Annotated in this window: 15 protein-coding genes; 7 read left to right on the forward strand and 8 right to left on the reverse strand. The window is 54.8% G+C overall.

All coding sequences use genetic code 11. The features are described from left to right. The first annotated feature begins 518 nt into the window (after nucleotides 1-518). A complete protein-coding gene (locus B2R48_RS16765) occupies nucleotides 519-926 on the forward strand; it encodes a RidA family protein (RefSeq protein WP_297002752.1) in 408 nt (135 codons plus the stop codon). A gap of 107 nt (nucleotides 927-1,033) precedes the next feature. Here the strand turns inward: B2R48_RS16765 and B2R48_RS16770 are convergent, their stop codons facing one another. The 4 genes from B2R48_RS16770 to B2R48_RS16785 all read right to left on the reverse strand — a co-directional run bounded on the left by B2R48_RS16770 (nucleotide 1,034) and on the right by B2R48_RS16785 (nucleotide 6,287). Beyond that, on the reverse strand, nucleotides 1,034-3,595 hold the full coding sequence (locus tag B2R48_RS16770) for a GcvT family protein (RefSeq protein WP_297002755.1): 2,562 nt from the start codon (nucleotides 3,593-3,595) through the stop codon (nucleotides 1,034-1,036). A gap of 95 nt (nucleotides 3,596-3,690) precedes the next feature. Then, complete coding sequence (gene purU, locus B2R48_RS16775) at nucleotides 3,691-4,548, reverse strand: formyltetrahydrofolate deformylase (RefSeq protein WP_062953826.1); 858 nt, start codon at nucleotides 4,546-4,548, stop codon at nucleotides 3,691-3,693. A gap of 33 nt (nucleotides 4,549-4,581) precedes the next feature. Beyond that, nucleotides 4,582-5,517: an electron transfer flavoprotein subunit alpha/FixB family protein gene (locus B2R48_RS16780; protein ID WP_297002760.1), complete on the reverse strand. Its 936-nt coding sequence runs from the start codon at nucleotides 5,515-5,517 to the stop codon at nucleotides 4,582-4,584. Nucleotides 5,518-5,537: 20 nt separating this feature from the next. Then, nucleotides 5,538-6,287: an electron transfer flavoprotein subunit beta/FixA family protein gene (locus B2R48_RS16785; RefSeq protein WP_297002834.1), complete on the reverse strand. Its 750-nt coding sequence runs from the start codon at nucleotides 6,285-6,287 to the stop codon at nucleotides 5,538-5,540. A gap of 413 nt (nucleotides 6,288-6,700) precedes the next feature. Between B2R48_RS16785 and B2R48_RS16790 the strand changes: the two genes are divergently transcribed. After that, complete coding sequence (locus B2R48_RS16790; RefSeq protein WP_297002762.1) at nucleotides 6,701-7,750, forward strand: GlxA family transcriptional regulator; 1,050 nt, start codon at nucleotides 6,701-6,703, stop codon at nucleotides 7,748-7,750. Between the two features lie 67 nt (nucleotides 7,751-7,817). Here B2R48_RS16790 and B2R48_RS16795 read toward each other — a convergent pair whose 3' ends face one another. The 3 genes from B2R48_RS16795 to B2R48_RS16805 all read right to left on the reverse strand — a co-directional run bounded on the left by B2R48_RS16795 (nucleotide 7,818) and on the right by B2R48_RS16805 (nucleotide 11,774). Beyond that, entirely contained in the window at nucleotides 7,818-8,951 is a 1,134-nt protein-coding gene (locus tag B2R48_RS16795; protein ID WP_297002764.1) for a hybrid-cluster NAD(P)-dependent oxidoreductase, read from the reverse strand. Next, on the reverse strand, nucleotides 8,948-10,219 hold the full coding sequence (locus B2R48_RS16800; RefSeq protein ID WP_297002767.1) for an aromatic ring-hydroxylating oxygenase subunit alpha: 1,272 nt from the start codon (nucleotides 10,217-10,219) through the stop codon (nucleotides 8,948-8,950). Before B2R48_RS16800 ends, B2R48_RS16795 begins: the two co-directional genes overlap by 4 nt. Before the next feature lie 727 nt (nucleotides 10,220-10,946). Continuing rightward, nucleotides 10,947-11,774, reverse strand: coding sequence for a VOC family protein (locus tag B2R48_RS16805; protein ID WP_297002770.1), 828 nt, complete (start codon nucleotides 11,772-11,774; stop codon nucleotides 10,947-10,949). Nucleotides 11,775-11,889: 115 nt separating this feature from the next. On the opposite strand from B2R48_RS16805, the gene B2R48_RS16810 reads away from it, so the two are divergent. Together B2R48_RS16810 and B2R48_RS16815 are read left to right on the forward strand one after the other, a co-directional pair. After that, nucleotides 11,890-12,798: a LysR family transcriptional regulator gene (locus tag B2R48_RS16810; RefSeq protein WP_297002774.1), complete on the forward strand. Its 909-nt coding sequence runs from the start codon at nucleotides 11,890-11,892 to the stop codon at nucleotides 12,796-12,798. 144 nt (nucleotides 12,799-12,942) lie between these two features. Continuing rightward, a complete protein-coding gene (locus B2R48_RS16815) occupies nucleotides 12,943-13,875 on the forward strand; it encodes an L-lactate dehydrogenase (RefSeq protein WP_297002776.1) in 933 nt (310 codons plus the stop codon). A 9-nt stretch (nucleotides 13,876-13,884) separates the two neighbouring features. Here the strand turns inward: B2R48_RS16815 and B2R48_RS16820 are convergent, their stop codons facing one another. After that, on the reverse strand, nucleotides 13,885-14,922 hold the full coding sequence (locus tag B2R48_RS16820) for a GlxA family transcriptional regulator (protein ID WP_297002779.1): 1,038 nt from the start codon (nucleotides 14,920-14,922) through the stop codon (nucleotides 13,885-13,887). A 13-nt stretch (nucleotides 14,923-14,935) separates the two neighbouring features. Between B2R48_RS16820 and B2R48_RS16825 the strand changes: the two genes are divergently transcribed. The 3 genes from B2R48_RS16825 to B2R48_RS16835 all read left to right on the forward strand — a co-directional run bounded on the left by B2R48_RS16825 (nucleotide 14,936) and on the right by B2R48_RS16835 (nucleotide 18,406). Beyond that, the gene (locus B2R48_RS16825) at nucleotides 14,936-15,883 is read left to right on the forward strand and encodes a 3-keto-5-aminohexanoate cleavage protein (RefSeq protein WP_297002781.1); all 948 of its coding nucleotides are present in this window, start codon (nucleotides 14,936-14,938) and stop codon (nucleotides 15,881-15,883) included. After that, entirely contained in the window at nucleotides 15,883-17,334 is a 1,452-nt protein-coding gene (locus tag B2R48_RS16830; protein WP_297002783.1) for a carnitine 3-dehydrogenase, read from the forward strand. The genes B2R48_RS16825 and B2R48_RS16830 overlap by 1 nt, the downstream gene beginning before the upstream one ends. 127 nt (nucleotides 17,335-17,461) lie before the next feature. After that, nucleotides 17,462-18,406 (forward strand): alpha/beta hydrolase, encoded by a 945-nt coding sequence (locus B2R48_RS16835; RefSeq protein WP_297002786.1) that lies wholly within the window; start codon nucleotides 17,462-17,464, stop codon nucleotides 18,404-18,406. The last annotated feature ends 10 nt before the right edge of the window (nucleotides 18,407-18,416 follow it).

The following is an 18,416-nucleotide window of genomic DNA, read 5'->3' on the forward strand; positions in this document are numbered from 1 at the left end:
TGCCCCCGCAACCAAAACAACAAACCCCGCCAATGGCGGGGTTTTGTCGTTTTAGTCTTGGGTCAGCATTCGAACCTTCGATCCTCCTGTGTTCTGAGCCTGTGCTCATAACTTGAAGGCTGAAGATGTATAGAAAACGTGCCAGTGGCACGTTTTTAGTCTGAAGGTCGAGCACGGCGAAGCCGCGCGCAGACTGCGCAAGGGCTACAAGCTCACGTCTAACCGATAGCCACAGCCCGCAGGCCGGAGCTGGCGGAGCCCGAAGGGCGGAGACTAATCCTGCCCCCGCAACTTTATCCCAGTCCAAATTCCCGCTCTAATGAGTCAAGTTCACTATTCCAAGACAAACCAGTGGGCTAATCACTGTTACAGATTTTCGCTACGGTCATCTACTAAAGGTGACAACGTATTTTAGGACGGCGCAGCGAAGATACTGTTTGTCATTGAAACTGTGATTTGGAAACACGACCCTTTCGGGATCACATTTGAACTGAGCTACAAAGCGGGATGAGCATAAAATGAAGACATCAAGAATAAATCCACCCAGCCTCTTTGACAGTCGCGAATTAGGATTTTCCCAGGTCGTCGTGAAAAAAGGCAGCGGAAAATCCATCCACGTGTCAGGACAAGTGGCGTGGAACGCGGACAGGGAAATTACTTGCGAGGGCGACCTCTATAAACAAGTTCTTCAGAGCTTGAGGAACCTTGAAACTGCTCTGCAGCATGCGTCTGCGGCTCTGACTGACGTCGTGGCACTCCGAATTTATATCAAGGAAAGCCACATTGATGACAGCGCTGCCATAAGTCGGGGCCTGATCGAGGTCTTTGGTGAGGAGCTACCCTGTGCAACCTGGATAGGTGTGCCGAGATTGGCACGTGAGGAGTTTCTCGTCGAGATTGAACCGACGGTCGTTGTCGCAGAATGATCGCGATGTACCGAAAGGTTAGTGATTGTTCCTGTTAGGTCACCAACACAACAACCCCGCAAATGGCGGGGTTGTTGTGTTTTAAGTATCTGACCAACTGTGGCGCCTTAGCTGCGTGGCTTGAGGTTTTCCGGGTCGTAAATCGGTTTGTAGCCGATGCCATAGACTTCGACCGGATAAATCTCGTCCATATAGGACACAGTCAGTTTGCGACCTTCCTGGCAGTAGTCCCACGGCAGGTAAGCAAGGGCGATGTTTTTACCGACACTCGGGCCAAAGGCGATCGAGGTGGTGTAGGAGCGACGGCCCAGCTCATCAATCAGGGTCTTGCCGGTTTCCGGATCCATCACCGGCAGGCTTCCGACCGGGTAGCGGGCAACACCGTTGGCATCGACATTGTCGGTCATGATAAGCGTGCAGAGCATTGCCGGTTGATGATCGCGTTCGCGGTATTCGACATGCTTTTCCTTGCCGCGGAAGTCGGCTTCCTTGACCTTCGGGCGCGCGAGATCGGCTTCCAGCAGGTTGTACTGGGTGTGCAGATCAGCGTTTTGCAGGCGCAGCGATTTTTCCAGTCGGCGCGAGTTGGCATAGGTTTCAACCCCCACAGCCAAAACGCCGATACCCCGCAGCGCATCCCAGACAACAAGGCCGTCTTCGTAGCGCATGTGAAGTTCCCAGCCCTGCTCACCGACATAGGAAATGCGGAAGGCCGAAACGGTCTTGCCGGCAATCTTGATCTGACGGATCGCGGCAAACGGGAAGTTTTCCACATTCAGAGCTTCGGGATCTTCGACAACCTTTTTGAGGTTCTCACGCGCGTTCGGGCCCCAGATACCAATGGTGGTGTAGTCTTCGGTCACATCGGTGATCGTGACGTCCCAGCCTTTATCCTGAGCCATGCGGCGCATATAGGTCAGGTCGCGCGGGCCGGCATCGGCACCATTGACCAGACGGCAGCGGTCTTCCATGCGGAAGACGGTGAAGTCAGCACGCACCATGCCTTCGTCATCAAGCATATGGGTATAGATACCCTTGCCGATATTGGCATCACCGCTGATCTTGGCGGCACAAAGCCATTCCATCAGTTCGACATGGTCGGGGCCTGAAATGTCGGTCATGTGGAAGTGCGACAGGTTGATGATGCCGCAATCGTCACTCATGGCCAGCTGTTCGGCGTTCGATACGCGCCAGAAGTGACGGTTGTCCCATTCATGTTCACGAACGGGCACGCGATCTGCGTATTTTTCCAGAAGGTGCTCGTTGGCGGCATAGCCATGGGCACGTTCCCAGCCGCCGAGTTCCATGAAGTAGCCGCCCAGTTCGACTTCGCGCTCGTAGAACGGTGAACGGCGAATGCCACGGGCGTTGGCGAACGGCTCGCGCGGGTGGACCGGCGGGTTGTAGATCTTTTTCGCCGTTTCATAGCAACGGTCATGGATATACTGTTCGTTCAGCTGGAACTTGTTAAAGCGCGAGAAATCGACGGATGCATGGTCAACATGGGTGCGGCCATGGGTCATCCAGTCAGCAATCAGTTTGCCCATGCCCGGGCCGTCTTTGATCCAGATGCCAACAGCGTACCAAAGGCCGCGCAGGTTCTGGCTTTCCCCCATGGACGGACCACCGTCAGCAGAGGACTGCAACAGGCCGTTGAAAGAATGGCTTTCGTTAAAGCCAAGCTCGGTCAGGATCGGGGTCAATTCCATGGCGCGCTCGAGCGGCTCGATTACGTCTTCGAGTTCGAGGTCGCGCTGGGACGGGGACAGGCGCGCCTGATCCTTTTCAAGGATGTCGCGCGGATGGACTAGACGCGGGTTTTCCTCATAGTAGTAACCCCATTCGATCTGGCCACCCTCGGTGCTTTTGGGGTCGCCTGTGTCGCGCATATAGGCCGAGTTACCCTGATCACGCAGCAACGGGTAACCGATTTCAACACCGGTGCCTTCGAACTCGTTATACGGTCCGAAGAAGGTCAGCGGATGGTCGACCGGCATTACGGGAAGGTCTTCACCCGCCATTTCAGCAATCAAACGGCCCCACAAACCGGCACAGACAACAACATAGTCCGCATGGATCGTGCCGCGTTCGGTGACGACACCCTTGATGCGGCCATCTTCGGTGATGAGCTCACGGGCGGAGGTGTTGGCAAAGATTTTGAGCTTGCCGGTTGCTTCGGCCTGATCGATCAATTTGCCGGCAACAGTCTGGGAGCGCGGGGTGACGAGACCGGCATCCGGGTCCCACATTGCACCCTGGATCTGGTCTTCTTCGAGAAGCGGGAATTTTTCCTTGGCCTCGGCGGCGGAGATCATTTTGACGTTGGTGCCAAATGCCTTGCCGGAATCAACGCGGCGCTTGAGTTCGCCCATGCGTTCGTCATCACCGACACGTGCAACTTCCAGACCGCCGATGCGCGCGTAATGGCCCATCTTTTCATAGAAGTCCATGGAATACATGGTGGTCCAGGTGGTCAGCAGGTCATGGCTGGTGGCATAGCAGAAGTCCGATGCGTGTGCGGTCGAGCCGATGTCAGTCGGGATGCCCGATTTATCGATGCCGACAATATCATCCCAGCCATTTTCAATCAGGTGATGTGCCACCGAGGAGCCAACAATACCGCCGAGACCGACGATGACAACTTTGGCCTTGCTTGGAAATGCGCTCATTTCTCTCAATCCTTCTTTCCGAGATGTTTGTCAGTGCTCGGCATGGCGAAAACGCGTCAGGGACCGGTCAAAGCCGGCCCCCTTGCAGGAGTTTACTATAAAGTGAAGACAACCGTTCGGTGATCGTTGAGCATCACCCGGCCTTCAAGATGGTATTTGACCGCGCGGGCGAGAACCCTTGATTCAATATCGCGGCCAGCCGCGACGAAATCTTCTGCCGACATGGCGTGGTTCACGCGTTCTGTTTCCTGTTCAATGATCGGGCCTTCATCCAGATCCGGTGTGACATAGTGTGCGGTCGCGCCGATCAGTTTTACGCCACGCTCATAAGCCTGATGATACGGCTTTGCCCCCTTGAAGGATGGCAGGAACGAGTGGTGAATGTTGATGATCATGCCGTAGAACTGGCTTGAAAGCTCGTTGGTCAGGACCTGCATGTAACGGGCAAGGACCACCAGTTCAGACTTGGTTTCCTTGATCAGGTCCGCAAGCTTGGCTTCCTGTTCAGCCTTGTTTTCCTTGTTCACCGGCCAGTGATAGAAGGGAATGCCTTCCTGATCGGCAACTTTGCGGGCGTCTTCGTGGTTCGAAACAATCGCCGCAACTTCGGCATCCAGCCAGCCCACCTTGATTTGGTAAAGAAGGTGCAGCATCGCATGGTCGAATTTCGAAACCATGATGATGATTCTCGGACGGCGTGCAACTTCATCAATCTTGAGCTTCAGGTTAAAGCGATCAACAGCTGGGTTCAGCGACAGGGCGATGGATTCCTTGTCGATATCTGACGGTGTGATGACCGCAACACGCAGGAAGAATTTGTTGGTGTGGCGGTCCCAGAACTGGTTGGACTCGGCGATATTGGCGCCGCGCGTGGCCAGAGCAGAGGTAACGGTCGCAACGATGCCCGGCTGATCGTCGCAGGCAATACGCAGGATATATGAGGTATCGTTCACTGGTTTGGTTCCGTTTCGATTTCTCTGGTGAGCTTAAAGCTGGTTTTCCAGCTGCGGCAGAATGTCAAACAGATCACCGACAATGCCATAATCCGCGACCTGGAAAATCGGTGCTTCTTCATCTGTATTGATGGCAACAATAATCTTGGAATCCTTCATGCCTGCCAGATGCTGGATCGCACCGGAAATGCCACATGCGATATATAGGTCCGGCGCAACAACTTTACCCGTTTGACCGACCTGAAGATCATTTGGCGCGTAGCCCGCATCAACAGCTGCGCGCGACGCCCCCACAGCCGCACCAAGCTTGTCAGCCAGCGGCGTGATGACGGATTTGAACTTTTCTTCCGACCCAAGCGCACGACCACCGGAAACAATAATCTTGGCGGAACCGAGTTCCGGACGATCATTTTCCGACAGAATGTTTTCAAGGAAGGAAGATTTCCCGTTATCGGTGCTTCCGGCATCAACCGATTTGATTTCGGCAACGCTGTCACCAGCCTCAACCGCACCAAAGCTTGAGGTGCGGATGGTCAGGACTTTTTTGGCATCGGTGCTTTGAACAACTTCGATGGCGTTACCGGCATAGATCGGGCGTTTGAAGGTGTCGGCGTCGACAACTTCCATCACCTCGGATACCTGCATGACATCAAGCAGGGCCGCAACCCGCGGCAGGATGTTCTTGCCGTTTGCGGTTGCCGCAGCGACGATGGTGTCATAATTACCGGCAAGCGAGACGATGAGGTTTGCAGAGTTTTCAGCAAGATGATTTGCCAGCGCGTCGTCCTCGGCAACCAGAACACCACGAACACCCGGAAGCTTGGATGCCTGTTCGGCAACGGCGCTAACACCGGCACCTGCGACCAGAATATCAACATCACCGCCGATCTGGGCGGCAGCACTCAGGGCCTTTGCAGTCTGTTCAGACAGAGCGGCATTATCGTGTTCGGCAAAAAGAAGAATAGCCATGTTTTCAATCTCCGCCTGGGTCAGATGACGCCAGCTTCATTCTTGAGTTTGTCGGTAAGTTCAGCAACATCGGCAACCTTGATGCCCGCCTGTCGTTGTGCGGGTTCTTCAACCCGGATCACACGCAAACGCGAAGCAACGGTTACGCCGAAGTCGGCGGCGGTTTTGGTATCAAGCGGCTTTTTCTTGGCTTTCATGATGTTTGGAAGCGACGCATAGCGCGGTTCATTCAAACGCAAATCGGCCGTGACAATTGCCGGCAGACTGACGCTGATGGCCTGAAGGCCGCCATCCACCTCGCGGGTGACTTTTGCATGGTCTGCCGAGAGTTCGAGCTTGGAGGCAAAGGTTGCCTGTGACCACCCCAGCAGGGCCGAGAGCATCTGACCGGTCTGGTTGGCGTCATCATCAATCGCCTGTTTGCCAAGAATGACAAGGCCGGGTTCCTCGGCTTCAACAACGCCCTTGAGGATTTTTGCGACATCAAGCGGTTCTACCGGACCATCGACCGTGATCAGGATGGCGCGATCTGCGCCCATGGCAAGGGCGGTGCGCAAGGTTTCCTGTGCCTGTGCCGGGCCAATCGAGACAGCGACGATTTCGTCAGCCTGACCTGCTTCCTTAAGACGGATAGCTTCCTCGACAGCGATTTCGTCGAAGGGGTTCATCGACATTTTGACATTGGCAAGGTCAACACCGGAACCATCCGCCTTGACGCGGATTTTCACGTTGTAGTCGACGACCCGTTTAACAGGTACGAGAACCTTCATCATTTCCCTCTCTGACGAAATCCGGATCAGATTTGGCTGGTCCGGGGTGGTCGCTGGCAATAGCGACCCGATTTAAGTTTCAAAGACTGGAAGCGTTACGTGATGTGACACTACCGGAGGCGACATTTAACTTGGTGCAATTCGGGATGCCGATTTCCGGGAACGGGACAATTGCTACACATTTTCGGACAACCTTCGGGGCGCGAATGTACTGTTTGCCGATTTTGGCATCTTCATCGCAATCCGATTGTTGATTCTTCCAAGACCCTGTGTTTCTCTTGCTTCCCCGATATACCCTTCGGTATCATGAAAATTAATCTGGCGACTTTTTGCGCCAAAAAATAGAATGTTTGCGTCAAAGTGAGATTACCGCTACGACAAACCTGACAACCTTGCCTGTATCGGAGGAACCGATGCTCAAGAAGACTGATTCCCGTGCCCAGCCCGCACCGCGTTTGAACGTCGGTTTTATCCTTGCAAAGCGCTTTACGCTGTGTGCTTTTGCGAACTTTGTCGATGTCTTGCGGCTTGCCGCGGATGAGGGTGATCGAAGTCGTCCGATCTTGTGCAAATGGACGGTTCTGTCCGATACGATGGACCCGATCACATCAAGTAGTGGTATTGCGGTACATCCGAAGGAACGGTTGGGCGATCCGCGACGGTTTAACTATATCGTGGTTGTCGGCGGCCTGATGGATGACGCTGAAAAGCTCAGCCCCGCCTATCAGAAGTTTTTGCATGAAGCTGCCGCTGCCGGGGTGCCGCTTGTCGGTGTTTGCACCGGGGTGTTCATGTTGCATGAGGCGGGTCTGCTTGACGGATATCGCTGCTGTGTCAGCTGGTTCCACCATTCCGAAGTTGTTGAGCAATTCGAGGGACTTGATCCGGTAACCGAGCAAATTTTTGTCGTGGACCGTGACCGGTTGACCTGTTCGGGCGGGGTGAGTTCGGCGCATCTGGCAGCCTATTTGGTCGACAAGCATGTTGGCCGGGCACAGGCCAATAAAAGCCTGCACATCATGATCATCGATGATGCGCTTCAGGCCGAAAAGCCGCAGCCGGGGATTCCACTGGATCTGAAGACCCAGGACCAGATTGTGCAGCGTGCGCTTTTGATCATGCAGCAGAATATCGACATGCCGATTTCGGTTCAGGAAATTGCCCGCCGCATGGGCAACAGCAAGCGCCAAATCGAACGGCATTTCAGGTTGGCGCTTGATACGTCCCCACAGGTGGCGTTCCTGAATATCCGCCTTGATCTGGCCCAGCACCTGATCGAGAAAAGCGACAAGTCTGTCGCCCAGATTGCAGTTGATTGCGGCTTTTGCGATTCTTCACACCTTAGCCGTATGTTCCGGCGTCGCTATGGCTGCACGCCACAGGCCTTGCGGCGACCGATCCCGGATTCGCTTGCGACCAGTGCCATGGTTGAAGAAGCACCTCAGCTTGACGCCCCTGCATAAAGAAAAGCCCTGCTCACATGTGATCGTGAGCAGGGCATTTTAAATCTTGTCGCGATTTCAGGCGAACCTAGAGTTCGACCTCGACATCAGAAAGCGGGGTCGAGCAGCAAATCAGGATCTTGCCCTGGTCGATTTCGCGTTGGCGAATGCCGCCGCCATGTTGCATGTCAACTTCGCCCGAATTCAGTTTCGACTTGCAGGTGCCGCAAATGCCGCGCTGACAGGATGACATCGGCAGAAGGCCAGCTTCCTTGGCAGCCGACAGGATGGTCATCCCCGGATTGCATTCAACAACATGGCCGCTTTTAATAAAGCTGACCCGGAATTTCTGGTCGCTGATTTCCGGTGCAACGGATTCATGCTCTTCGAGAGTGCCAGCGGTTTCGGCGCCGAAATCGAAGCTTTCCTCGTAGTATTTTTCCATGTCAAAGCCAGCTTCGGAAAGCATGTTGCGCACGCCCTCCATGAAGCGGGCCGGGCCACAACAGAAGACCTTGCGGTCCTTGAAGTCAGGCGACATCAGCGACAGCATCGGCAGGCTCAGACGACCAGTGTAACCGGTCCAGCGATGACTTGCCGACGTGCTGTCACAGGTCATTGAAACCTTAAGTCCCGGATTCTGCGACGCCAGCAATGCCAGTTCATCGCGGAAGATCAGGTCAGACGGGGTCCGTGCCGCATGCACGAAATGCAGGTCGGTTGGTTCCGACAGATCACAGGCCGTCCGCGTCATCGACATCATCGGCGTGATGCCACTGCCTGCGGAAATGAACAGCAATTTCTGATCTGCTGTTGCATCGGTCGTGAAGTCACCGGCAGGTCCGGTCACATTCACTTCTTTGCCCGGGACCATATAGTCATGCAGCCAGTTTGAGCCCGGACCGCCGGGAACACGTTTGACCGTGATTTCCACTCGGTATGGGCGTGCTGCCGATGCCGAGATCGTATAGCTGCGCGTGACCATGCCTTCGACCGGCAGTTCGAAGGTCATGAATTGACCAGGGTAGAAGCGGAATGCACGCGGCTCACGCGCGGAAAACACAAAGGTTTTCACGTCGTGGGTTTCCTGACGAACTTGCCGACAAACAAGGACATCGTCATGCTCCGGGTCCCACAAGGGGACCCGGTTGACTTCGGTCACGATTTCTTCGACGGGCTGGTCTTTACCCTTCGCGTCCTCGTTCGGGTTCTTCTCATTCATTCTGCGGCAATCCCGGCTTTAGTCGTTGCGTAGTGGTCTTCCAGGCGTTTGATGTACCAGTCACAGAACGCCTCAACATGCGGTTCGGTGAACTGGGAGTACGGGCCTGGTTCGTATGCAGGCTGCTCACTGCCAATCTGGGCCAGGCGCACAAGATCGGCGTCCTGCTGATTGGTCATGTTCCAAACATGGGTGAGGTTATCAAGGTTGTAGTCCTCGTTCTCATGCGCGTCCTTGTGAACCAGCCAGGTGGTCCGGACCAGCGTTCTGGTCGGCGACAGCGGCAGAACGCTGAAGGTCACGATATGATCTGCCATGAAGTGGTGCCAGGAGTTCGGGTGTGTCCAGAAACTCAGGCCGCCAAGTTTGGCATCCGTGAAATTGCCCAGCAGTTTCTTTGATGCCGATTTCGTATCAAGTGTGTGTGACTCGCCTTCGCGCATCAGCGGCAGGCGCATGGTGCGGAAACCGGTGATGTTTGAAAGGTGATCCTGTTCGGCAGATGGCAGGCCGCAGGCTTCCCAACGGGCATGGTCGTTGGCAATGGTGTCTGAATATTTTGCAACGTCTTCGGAACGGCGTTGATCGAGTTCATCGGGCGAGAAGCCAAAACCGAACTCCGAAAGCGGCACGGTCAGTTGCGGGTGGTTGCCTTCGCAGTGATAGCACTCGCGGTTGTTTTCCATGGTCAGCTTCCAGTTTCCTTCCTCGATCAGTTCGGAAACATGGGCGACCTTGCAGTTCGTGATGTCATGCGGCGCGAGATAGGGTTCCATTATCTTGGCCATTTCCTCGATATCAGCCGGGGCCTCCTTGGCCAGGCAGATAAAGATCAGGCCCGCGATGGAACGGACATGAACGGTCTTGAGGCCATGACAGCTTTTATCAAAGCCCGAGCCCATATGTTCGGCAAGGATGAGGTCGCCATCCTCGTTATAGGTCCAACCATGATAGCGGCAGACGATGTTGCCAATCGTCGTCTGGCGTTCGTCAATCAGCTTGGCGCCGCGGTGACGGCAAACGTTATGGAATGCACGGATGCCCATGTCGTCGCCACGCAGGATCAGGATGGATGCACCGCCAATCTCGACTGTGATGCAATCGCCTGGCTCTGGAAGTTCCGGTTCAACACCAACAAAGATCCAGTTCTGCCCAAAAATGACATCAAGATCGAGATCCAGAATGTCCTGGGCACTATAGAACGGTGCTTCGAGACTTTTGAATTTCTCGCGGCGGGCAACAAGTTTTTGTATGTCAGAAGAATGCATGGTCGGATACCTCGGCTTCTCTCAATGGTATCTGGATGGAATCCTGTGCAGGGCTAGCCGTTTGCATCAGGGCGTAAGCATATCACCGAACGTAATGGTCGGTGTACAAACTATTTGAAACCGGTTGTTTCCGGTTTCTGGCTTATTTCCTGGACGTCTTCGGTGGATATCTGCGCGCGAGAGAGTTGGTATAGCCGAGGTAGCTGGCAGTTTTGCGTCCGTACATCACGCGATGACGTCAAACGCAGCAATCCAGTTCCCGCAACGCGATGGTTGCCGTCACGATTGGTATTCGCATCCAAAAGCGAATACGAACAGTGGTTCACGTACGATGTACGTGCTGGATGGCGGGCTGTCAGTTGCACCCAAAGTCTCCCTCTTCTCCGCCGGCAGGTAACCTGCTCTTTGGCACGCCCACGGCATAGAGTGAGCGATCAGAAAATCTATTTCGGAATGTGGGTGCTAAGGGAGAAAAGTTAAGTCAATTGGGCAGTAGTTTTGCGACGTAGCGATATTGTGACCGCTTTCAAAGACGTATCTGTACCGGGGAATCTATAAATTCGTGCAAAATCAGAGAAAATATCATGCTTGTCGGTGGCAGATGATATGCCCGAAACATCACGGAACACATGCGCCCGACCCAAGGGGCGAATCAAAATCAACGGGCAAGGATGCCCACCCGCCCGTTGATTGTTTCCACATCACTGTACCCGGGGGAATTTCAGGTTCACAACTTTGAGATATCCGCGAACACAAGATAATCAGCGATCAGGTTGTCCCTGAAAACAAGTGTTGTTGAAAAAACAGCTGAATGTTCAGTGCCATCAAGGCGGACATAATGCACAGACCCGTTGCAAATGGTCGCGTTCCCGTCAGTGTAAACAGCATCAATCTGATGGGACATGCTGGCGATACTGTCAAAAAATGACTGGTTGGCCGAAAGAACGCTGTCCTTGCCGATGACAGGCGCATGATTGCCGATGCGAAAGCGGATATCATCTGCAAGGTGGCGGCCCAGCTCGGTCACGTCTTTTTGGTCAACGGCATTGCGGTAAAGGTCTCTTACAAAGGTCTCGCCGGTCATTTTCCTGTCCTCCTTAAGTGCGGTACCGACACGGACAATGCCCGAGGTTTCGCCCCCATACATGTTCCGCTCCGATACGTCGTCGCTGAAATATTCGATGAACTCGAATTCAAACCCGGCGGGGTCGGTGAAATAGATGGTTTTCCGATGAGGATGATCCGCACCGATTGTTCCGATGACATAGCCCTTTTCCGTCAAACGGCGGGTAATCCCATCCACATCGTCAACAGAAAACCCAAGATGCGCGAGGCCGGGATTGTTACTTGTCAGGTCGCGGTTGGGTGCGTCATCGCCGCTGTTCAGGGTGATGTATTGGCCATCCGTACCAACATGCAGCCATTTGCGTTTCTGACCGTACCAGTCGCCTTCTCCTTCGCCGCGCACCTTCCAGTCGGGAAATGCGGTTTGAATGAAGTCGAGTGTCGCGTTGATGTCTTTGACGACCAGGTTGACGTGTTCCAGATAAAACATTGCGTATGTCCGGTTCCATTTATGGGATGACGATACGGTATGCTGTTTCCCAAAATTCGATAATCATGTTATTGAGAAAGTAATTGTTGAGATAAACTCAACATGATGAGGGATGATGAAGGACATAAACGCGACATCCATCTTTGCGGCAGTGGTTGAAGTCGGAAGCTTTTCCGGGGCTGCCGAAAGACTTGGAGTGACCAAATCGGCGGTTAGCAAACGCGTCACTGCGCTTGAAGCCCGTCTTGGGGTTAAGTTGCTTAGCCGAACCACGCGCAAACTAAGCCTGACAGAGGCCGGGCAGCGATATTTTGTTCATGTTCAGGAAGCTTTGCGCGCATTTGATGACGCGGAATTTGCCGCGACAGAGCTGCAGCAAGTTCCGCAAGGAAGGCTTCGGGTCAGTGCACCAATGTCTTTTGGCCGTTTGCATGTTGCGCCTGTCATTCCGGAGTTTCTGGCGACATACCCCCAGATCAAGGTGCAAATGGATTTGAGTGACCTGTCACACGACATTGTCGCAGGGGGATATGATATTGCCCTGAAAACCGGGGAACTCCGCGAGACGTCACTTGTCGCCCGAAAGCTGGCACCGCTAAACAGCGTTCTGTGTGCATCTCCTGCATATATCGAGCAATACGGCGCGCCATTATCGCCAGACGACCTGACACGTCATAACTGCCTGCTCTACAGCTATCACACCACGGTGAATGAATGGGTGTTCATAAAGGACGGTGAGGAAACCCGGATTGAGGTTTCCGGCAGCTATCAAGTCAATAACAGTGAAGCGCTGCGCGAAGCCATTGTCCAAGGTGCCGGTATCGGTCGGATACCAACATTCATTGCCGGAGAGGATATCAAGGCTGGTCGACTTGTGCCGGTTTTGTCCGATTATAAAATGCCGATAAAGGAAATATATGCGGTGTTTCCGGAACGCAGATATCTGCCCATGAAGGTGCGTGTCTTTATCGACTTTGTTGTCGATCATTTTGGCGGAAGTACACCGTATTGGGATCGTTACTAACCATTTTTTTATCCTGTGCATGTCGCTTTTGGACTGCTTGATCCCGATTGCAATACAGCTGACATTGCCTTCCGCTCCTTTGACGTGACTTCCCCCGGATGGCATCATTTTGACGATCAAGCTCACAGAACGGATTTGCGGATCATGAAAGTCGGAATTGTTGGCGCCGGAATGGTAGGAAGTTCGGCGGGGTATGCGCTGGCTGTCATGGGACTGGCAAGTTCCGTGGTTCTCGTCGATCAGAACCACGATCTGGCTGTGGCACAGGCCGAAGATATCGCCCATGCGGTTCCGTTCATGTCTTCCACCATTGTCGAGGCCGCCGATTATGGCGGGCTGGCCGGTGCATCAGTGATCATTCTCGCGGCCGGGGTAAGTCAAAAGCCCGGGGAAACCCGGCTGGCGCTGCTCGAACGAAACGCCGCCGTTTTCAAGGGTGTGGTTGGCAAAGTTCTTTCGGTTGTGCCGGACGCAATCCTTCTGATTGCGTCCAATCCGGTCGATATCATGACCCAGATTACCCAACGGATATCCGGGTTGCCTGCCAACCGCGTGATCGGCTCGGGGACGATCCTTGATACTGCCCGTTTCCGCAGTCTTTTGGGGCGTCATCTAGGGATATCACCACAATCGGTGCATGCCTACGTGCTTGGCGAACATGGCGACAGCGAAGTTCTGGCCTGGTCGAATGCCAAGGTCGGATCGCTTTCACTGGCCGATATTGCCGCCCAGGTCGGATCCCCGATTACAGAGCATGTGCGTGCCACCATTGATGATGGCGTGCGCAATGCGGCCTATAAAATCATCAAGGGCAAAGGGGCGACCTATTACGGGATCGGCGCCGGGTTGGCGCGGATCATCAAGGCGATTGCGCAGGATCAGCATGACGTTCTGACCGTATCGTGCGTGACCCCCGAAATCGTCGGGGTCAAGGATGTTGCCCTGTCCATTCCCCGTGTGGTCGGGGCGCAGGGCATTGAGACCGATCTGATGCCTGACCTTGTCAGTACCGAGCGTGACGGCCTTGAAAAAAGTGCGCGGCTTTTGAAGGACAGCGTTGAGTCAATCCGGCTGTAAGTTGGTCTGTTATGTGCCCAAGACCGGGGCAGGTCGACGGTTGCTGCGCATCGCGCGCAAGGTTGAGCCAAAGGCCTGTGCATAGGCCCGGCTGAGTGCCGCGTGGCTTTTAAACCCGGTTTGCAAGGCGATGTCGGCAAGCTTCAGGTCGGTTGATCGTGCCAGATCGCGGGCCCGGCCCAGCCGCAGCATTTGATAATATTTGCCCGGTGCCATCTGCAAATTGTCCTGAAAGGCGCGATCCAGACTGCGCAGGGAACACCCGGCGTGGGTCGCGATGGATTTCAGTGCAACCGGCGTTTCGATATGGGCGATCATTTCGGCAACCGCCCGCCGGACATGATCCGCGCCCGGCCCATGTAAACGGTCTGCGCCGCGTCCAGATATATTAGGGTCGCCTTGCCGCTGATGGCGGGCGTCATAGACAAACAGATTGCTGACATCAAAGGCAACCGCAGGCCCATATTGCCGCGCAAGGATGTGCAGCATCATTTCCATGACGGTTGCAGCCCCACCGGATGTGATCATTTTACCGTCTTCAACAAAGCGATCAGTTAACACGTTGACATCGGGGAACTGTTCACGGAACTGATCAAGTTCCTGCCAATGGATGGTTGCCGATTTTTCCGTCAACATATTGCACGACGCCAGCAACCAAGCGGCGGTATCGACACCAATCACCGTGCGGGCATGTTGCGCAGCATTTTGCAATCTTGCCCGGGTGCGCGAAGACAAATGATGGCGCATATCATAACCCGAAATCACCACAAGATAATCGATATGTGTCGGGTCAAGGATGGCATTGAGGGCGGCCTTTGGCGTGATGACAAGATCACTGGAACTTGTCGCCGGTGTTCCGTCGATCGTGCAGATGTCCCAGCGGATCTCCGGCCCGCCCGGCAGACCTGCGGCCGCGCGTAGCGGTTCCAGCGCACTGGCCAGAACCAGATTGGAAAAACCGTCAAACAGGACAAAGACAAATCGGTGATGCGTGCTTGGCATGATCAGAAAAGTAAACGACGGAATATGTAAAATCAATATCGGCAACCCGGGTATCCTGATGGCAGAGAATGATTGCAAAAATAACGAGGCCATCATGCCGCTTTCGATGAACAAGGAAGTCTTCATTACCGCCGCCGTAACCGGGTCTGGCGGCACGCAGGACAAATCCCCGCATGTGCCAAGGTCGCCTGAACAGATCGCCAATAGCGCAATTGACGCGGCCAAGGCCGGGGCGGCCGTGGTGCATTGCCATGTGCGTGATCCCGAAACCGGGGCACCGTCACGTGATTTGAAATATTACCGCGAACTGACCGAACGGGTGCGGGCAGCCGATGTCGATGTTGTTCTGAACCTCACGGCCGGCATGGGCGGCGATATTGTGTTTGGCTCGACCGAGGCACCGCTTCCGGTCAATGAAGCCGCAACCGACATGATCGGCGCGTCCGAGCGGATGGCGCATATCGCCGATTGCCTGCCCGAGATTTGCACCCTTGATTGCGGCACCATGAACTTCGCCGAGGCCGATTATGTCATGACCAACACGCCGGGCATGCTGCGTGCGATGGGACAGATGATGACCGACCTTGGCGTCAAACCCGAGATCGAGGCATTTGATACCGGCCACTTGTGGTTTGCCAAACAACTGGTGGAAGAAGGAATCCTTGAAAGCCCGGCCCTAGTCCAGCTTTGCATGGGTATTCCTTGGGGCGCGCCAAATGATCTTAATACCTTTATGGCGATGGTGAATAACGTGCCATCCGACTGGAATTGGTCGGCCTTCTCCATCGGGCGTGATCAGATGCCCTATGTTGCGGCATCGGTTCTGGCCGGGGGCAATGTTCGCGTAGGTCTGGAAGACAATATCTATCTGTCGAAGGGCGTGCTTGCCACCAATGCCCAGCTGGTTGAACGCGCGGTTGGTATTGTTGAGGGCATGGGGGCCACCGTGATTGGCCCGGATGCAGTCCGCAAGAAGCTTGGCCTGACCAAGCGGGAGCCGCGCTGATGGCTGAGGCAATCAACAAAAAAGCTGCCATCATTGGCGGTGGCGTCATTGGTGGTGGCTGGGCTGCGCGGTTCTTGCTAAATGGCTGGGATGTCGCGGTATTCGATCCGGATCCACAGGCGGAGCGCAAAATCAACGAGGTGCTGGCAAACGCACGTCGCAGTCTGCCAGCCCTTTATGATCGGGCCCTGCCAGAAGAAGGCAAACTGACTTTCCATGACGATATGACAAAAGCTGTTGCCGAGGCGCAGTGGATTCAGGAAAGTGTTCCAGAGCAGCTTGCACTTAAGCACAAGATCCTTGCACAAATTCAGGCCCATGCACCCAAGGACTGCCTGATCGGTTCTTCGACGTCGGGCTTCAAGCCAAGCGAGTTGCAGCAAGGATCAATCAAACCCGAACAGATCGTCGTCGCGCATCCATTCAACCCGGTTTACTTGCTGCCATTGATCGAAGTCGTGCCTTCTGCCGCGACGGACGCTGCAACGCTTGAAGCTGGCTGTGACGTGTTGCGGTCTGTCGGGCTGAAGCCACTTGTCGTGCGCAAGGAGATTGATGCACATATCGCTGACCGCTTGCTTGAAGCGGTCTGGCGCGAAGGGCTGTGGCTTGTTCATGACGAGGTCGCCACGACCGAGGAAATTGATGATGCCATCCGGTATGGCTTTGGCCTGCGCTGGGCCCAGATGGGGTTATTTGAGACCTATCGCATTGCGGGTGGTGAAGCCGGGATGGAACATTTCATCGGCCAGTTCGGACCGGCCCTTAAATGGCCGTGGACGAAGCTGATGGATGTGCCGGAACTGACCCCGGAATTGACCGCGCGTATTGCGCAGCAATCAGATGATCAATCCGGTCATATGAGCATCCGTGACCTTGAACGTCTGCGTGATGACAACCTTGTTGGCATGATGCGCGCGCTTAAGAAATCAGGCAGTGGTGCAGGGGGCACGATCAACGATCACGAAGGGTCTTTGCCCGACCCGGCCCCGCTTGATGATCTTCCCGTGACCGGGGATCGCCAGATCCCGCAAAGCTGGACGGATTATAACGGGCATATGAACGAAGCTCATTATGTCGAGGTCAGTTCACAGGCAAGCGACCGCTTCATGGAAATGGTTGGCGCCGATGCCGACTATATCTCCAAGGGGGGCAGCTATTTCACGGTTGAAACCCATGTTTGCTATTTGCAGGAAGTCAGTGCCGGGGATCATATCCGCGTTACGACACAGCTGATCAATGGCGCTGGCAAGAAGCTTCATCTTTTCCATCGCCTGATCAATGATGAGGGTGCCGTTGCGGCAACCATTGAGACCATGTTGCTGCATGTGGACCTTAAAACCCGTCGCACATCCGAACCTGGTGGCGTGGTGGCAATCAATCTTGCGGAAATGGCAAAACGCCATGCAGGCCTGCCGAAACCAGATCAGCTTGGCCGCGCAATCGGTTAGACGGAACACCTGATCCGTTGTCGGCGGAAACAGATCACAATAAGCGTGCGGCACGCCCCTGCAGTCTTTAACTGTGGGGGCATCCGCGTTAGGCTGCACCACCACGTCTTTGACCAAGGATCCGTTGATGGCCAATTCCGATCAGGTTTCTTCCGAAGTAACCTATGACCCGATGCCAGATGAAGAAGGCATTCGTGCCTTTATCGCCAAATGCGACGGGTTCTATCCGCCCGACGCGGTAGCCGCGTCAATCGAACAGCAACGCAGCTGGTACGATGCCCTTTGTGCCGAGTTTGCCTTTCCGCATCCGGACGGCATGCAGGTCGAGGATGACGTGATTGCCGACGTACCGGTGCGCCATTATCGTCCGGCTGATTGCACATCTAACCACAAGATCGTCTATATGCATGGCGGTGGTTTTGTGGTCGGATCGCGCGACAGCCATGATGCGATTTGTGCGGAAATATCCGAGGCGGCAAAAGCCGAACTGATCGCAATTGATTACCGTCTTGCGCCGGAACATATCTGGCCCGCCCAGCACGAAGATTGCCATCGGGTGACCCAAAGCATCCTGGCATCGGGCAAGAAGATTGTGCTGGTGGGCGACAGTGCGGGTGGCATGCTGGCCGCCGGGATCGCCGTTCGGGCGCGTGAAGAGGGCTTTGGTGACCGCGTCTTGGGGCAGGCATTGATCTATCCGGCCCTTGGCGGTGATTTGAACTGGCCAAGCTATGGGCAGATGGCCAATGCGCCGGGCTTAAGCACCGATGATGTGATTTACTATCGTGATGTGCTGAAGGCGCCGATGGATGATCCATTTGCCCATGCGCTGTCGGTTGACGATCTGCGTGGGCTTCCGCCGACTTTTATTACCGCAGCCCATTTTGATCCGCTGCGCGATGACGGGCGCGAATATACCGCCCGCCTTGCCCGTGCGGGCATTTCCGTTCAATACCGTGAAGAACCCCAAATGATCCATGGCTGGCTGCGTGCCCGGCATATGAGCCCGGGGGCGAAAACTGCGTTCGGGCATCTGTGTGATGCCATCAGCGCGATGGTCGATCAAAAATAAGAAAAGGGCC

The organism is Thalassospira sp. UBA848, assembly GCF_002295455.1.
Classification (GTDB): domain Bacteria; phylum Pseudomonadota; class Alphaproteobacteria; order Rhodospirillales; family Thalassospiraceae; genus Thalassospira.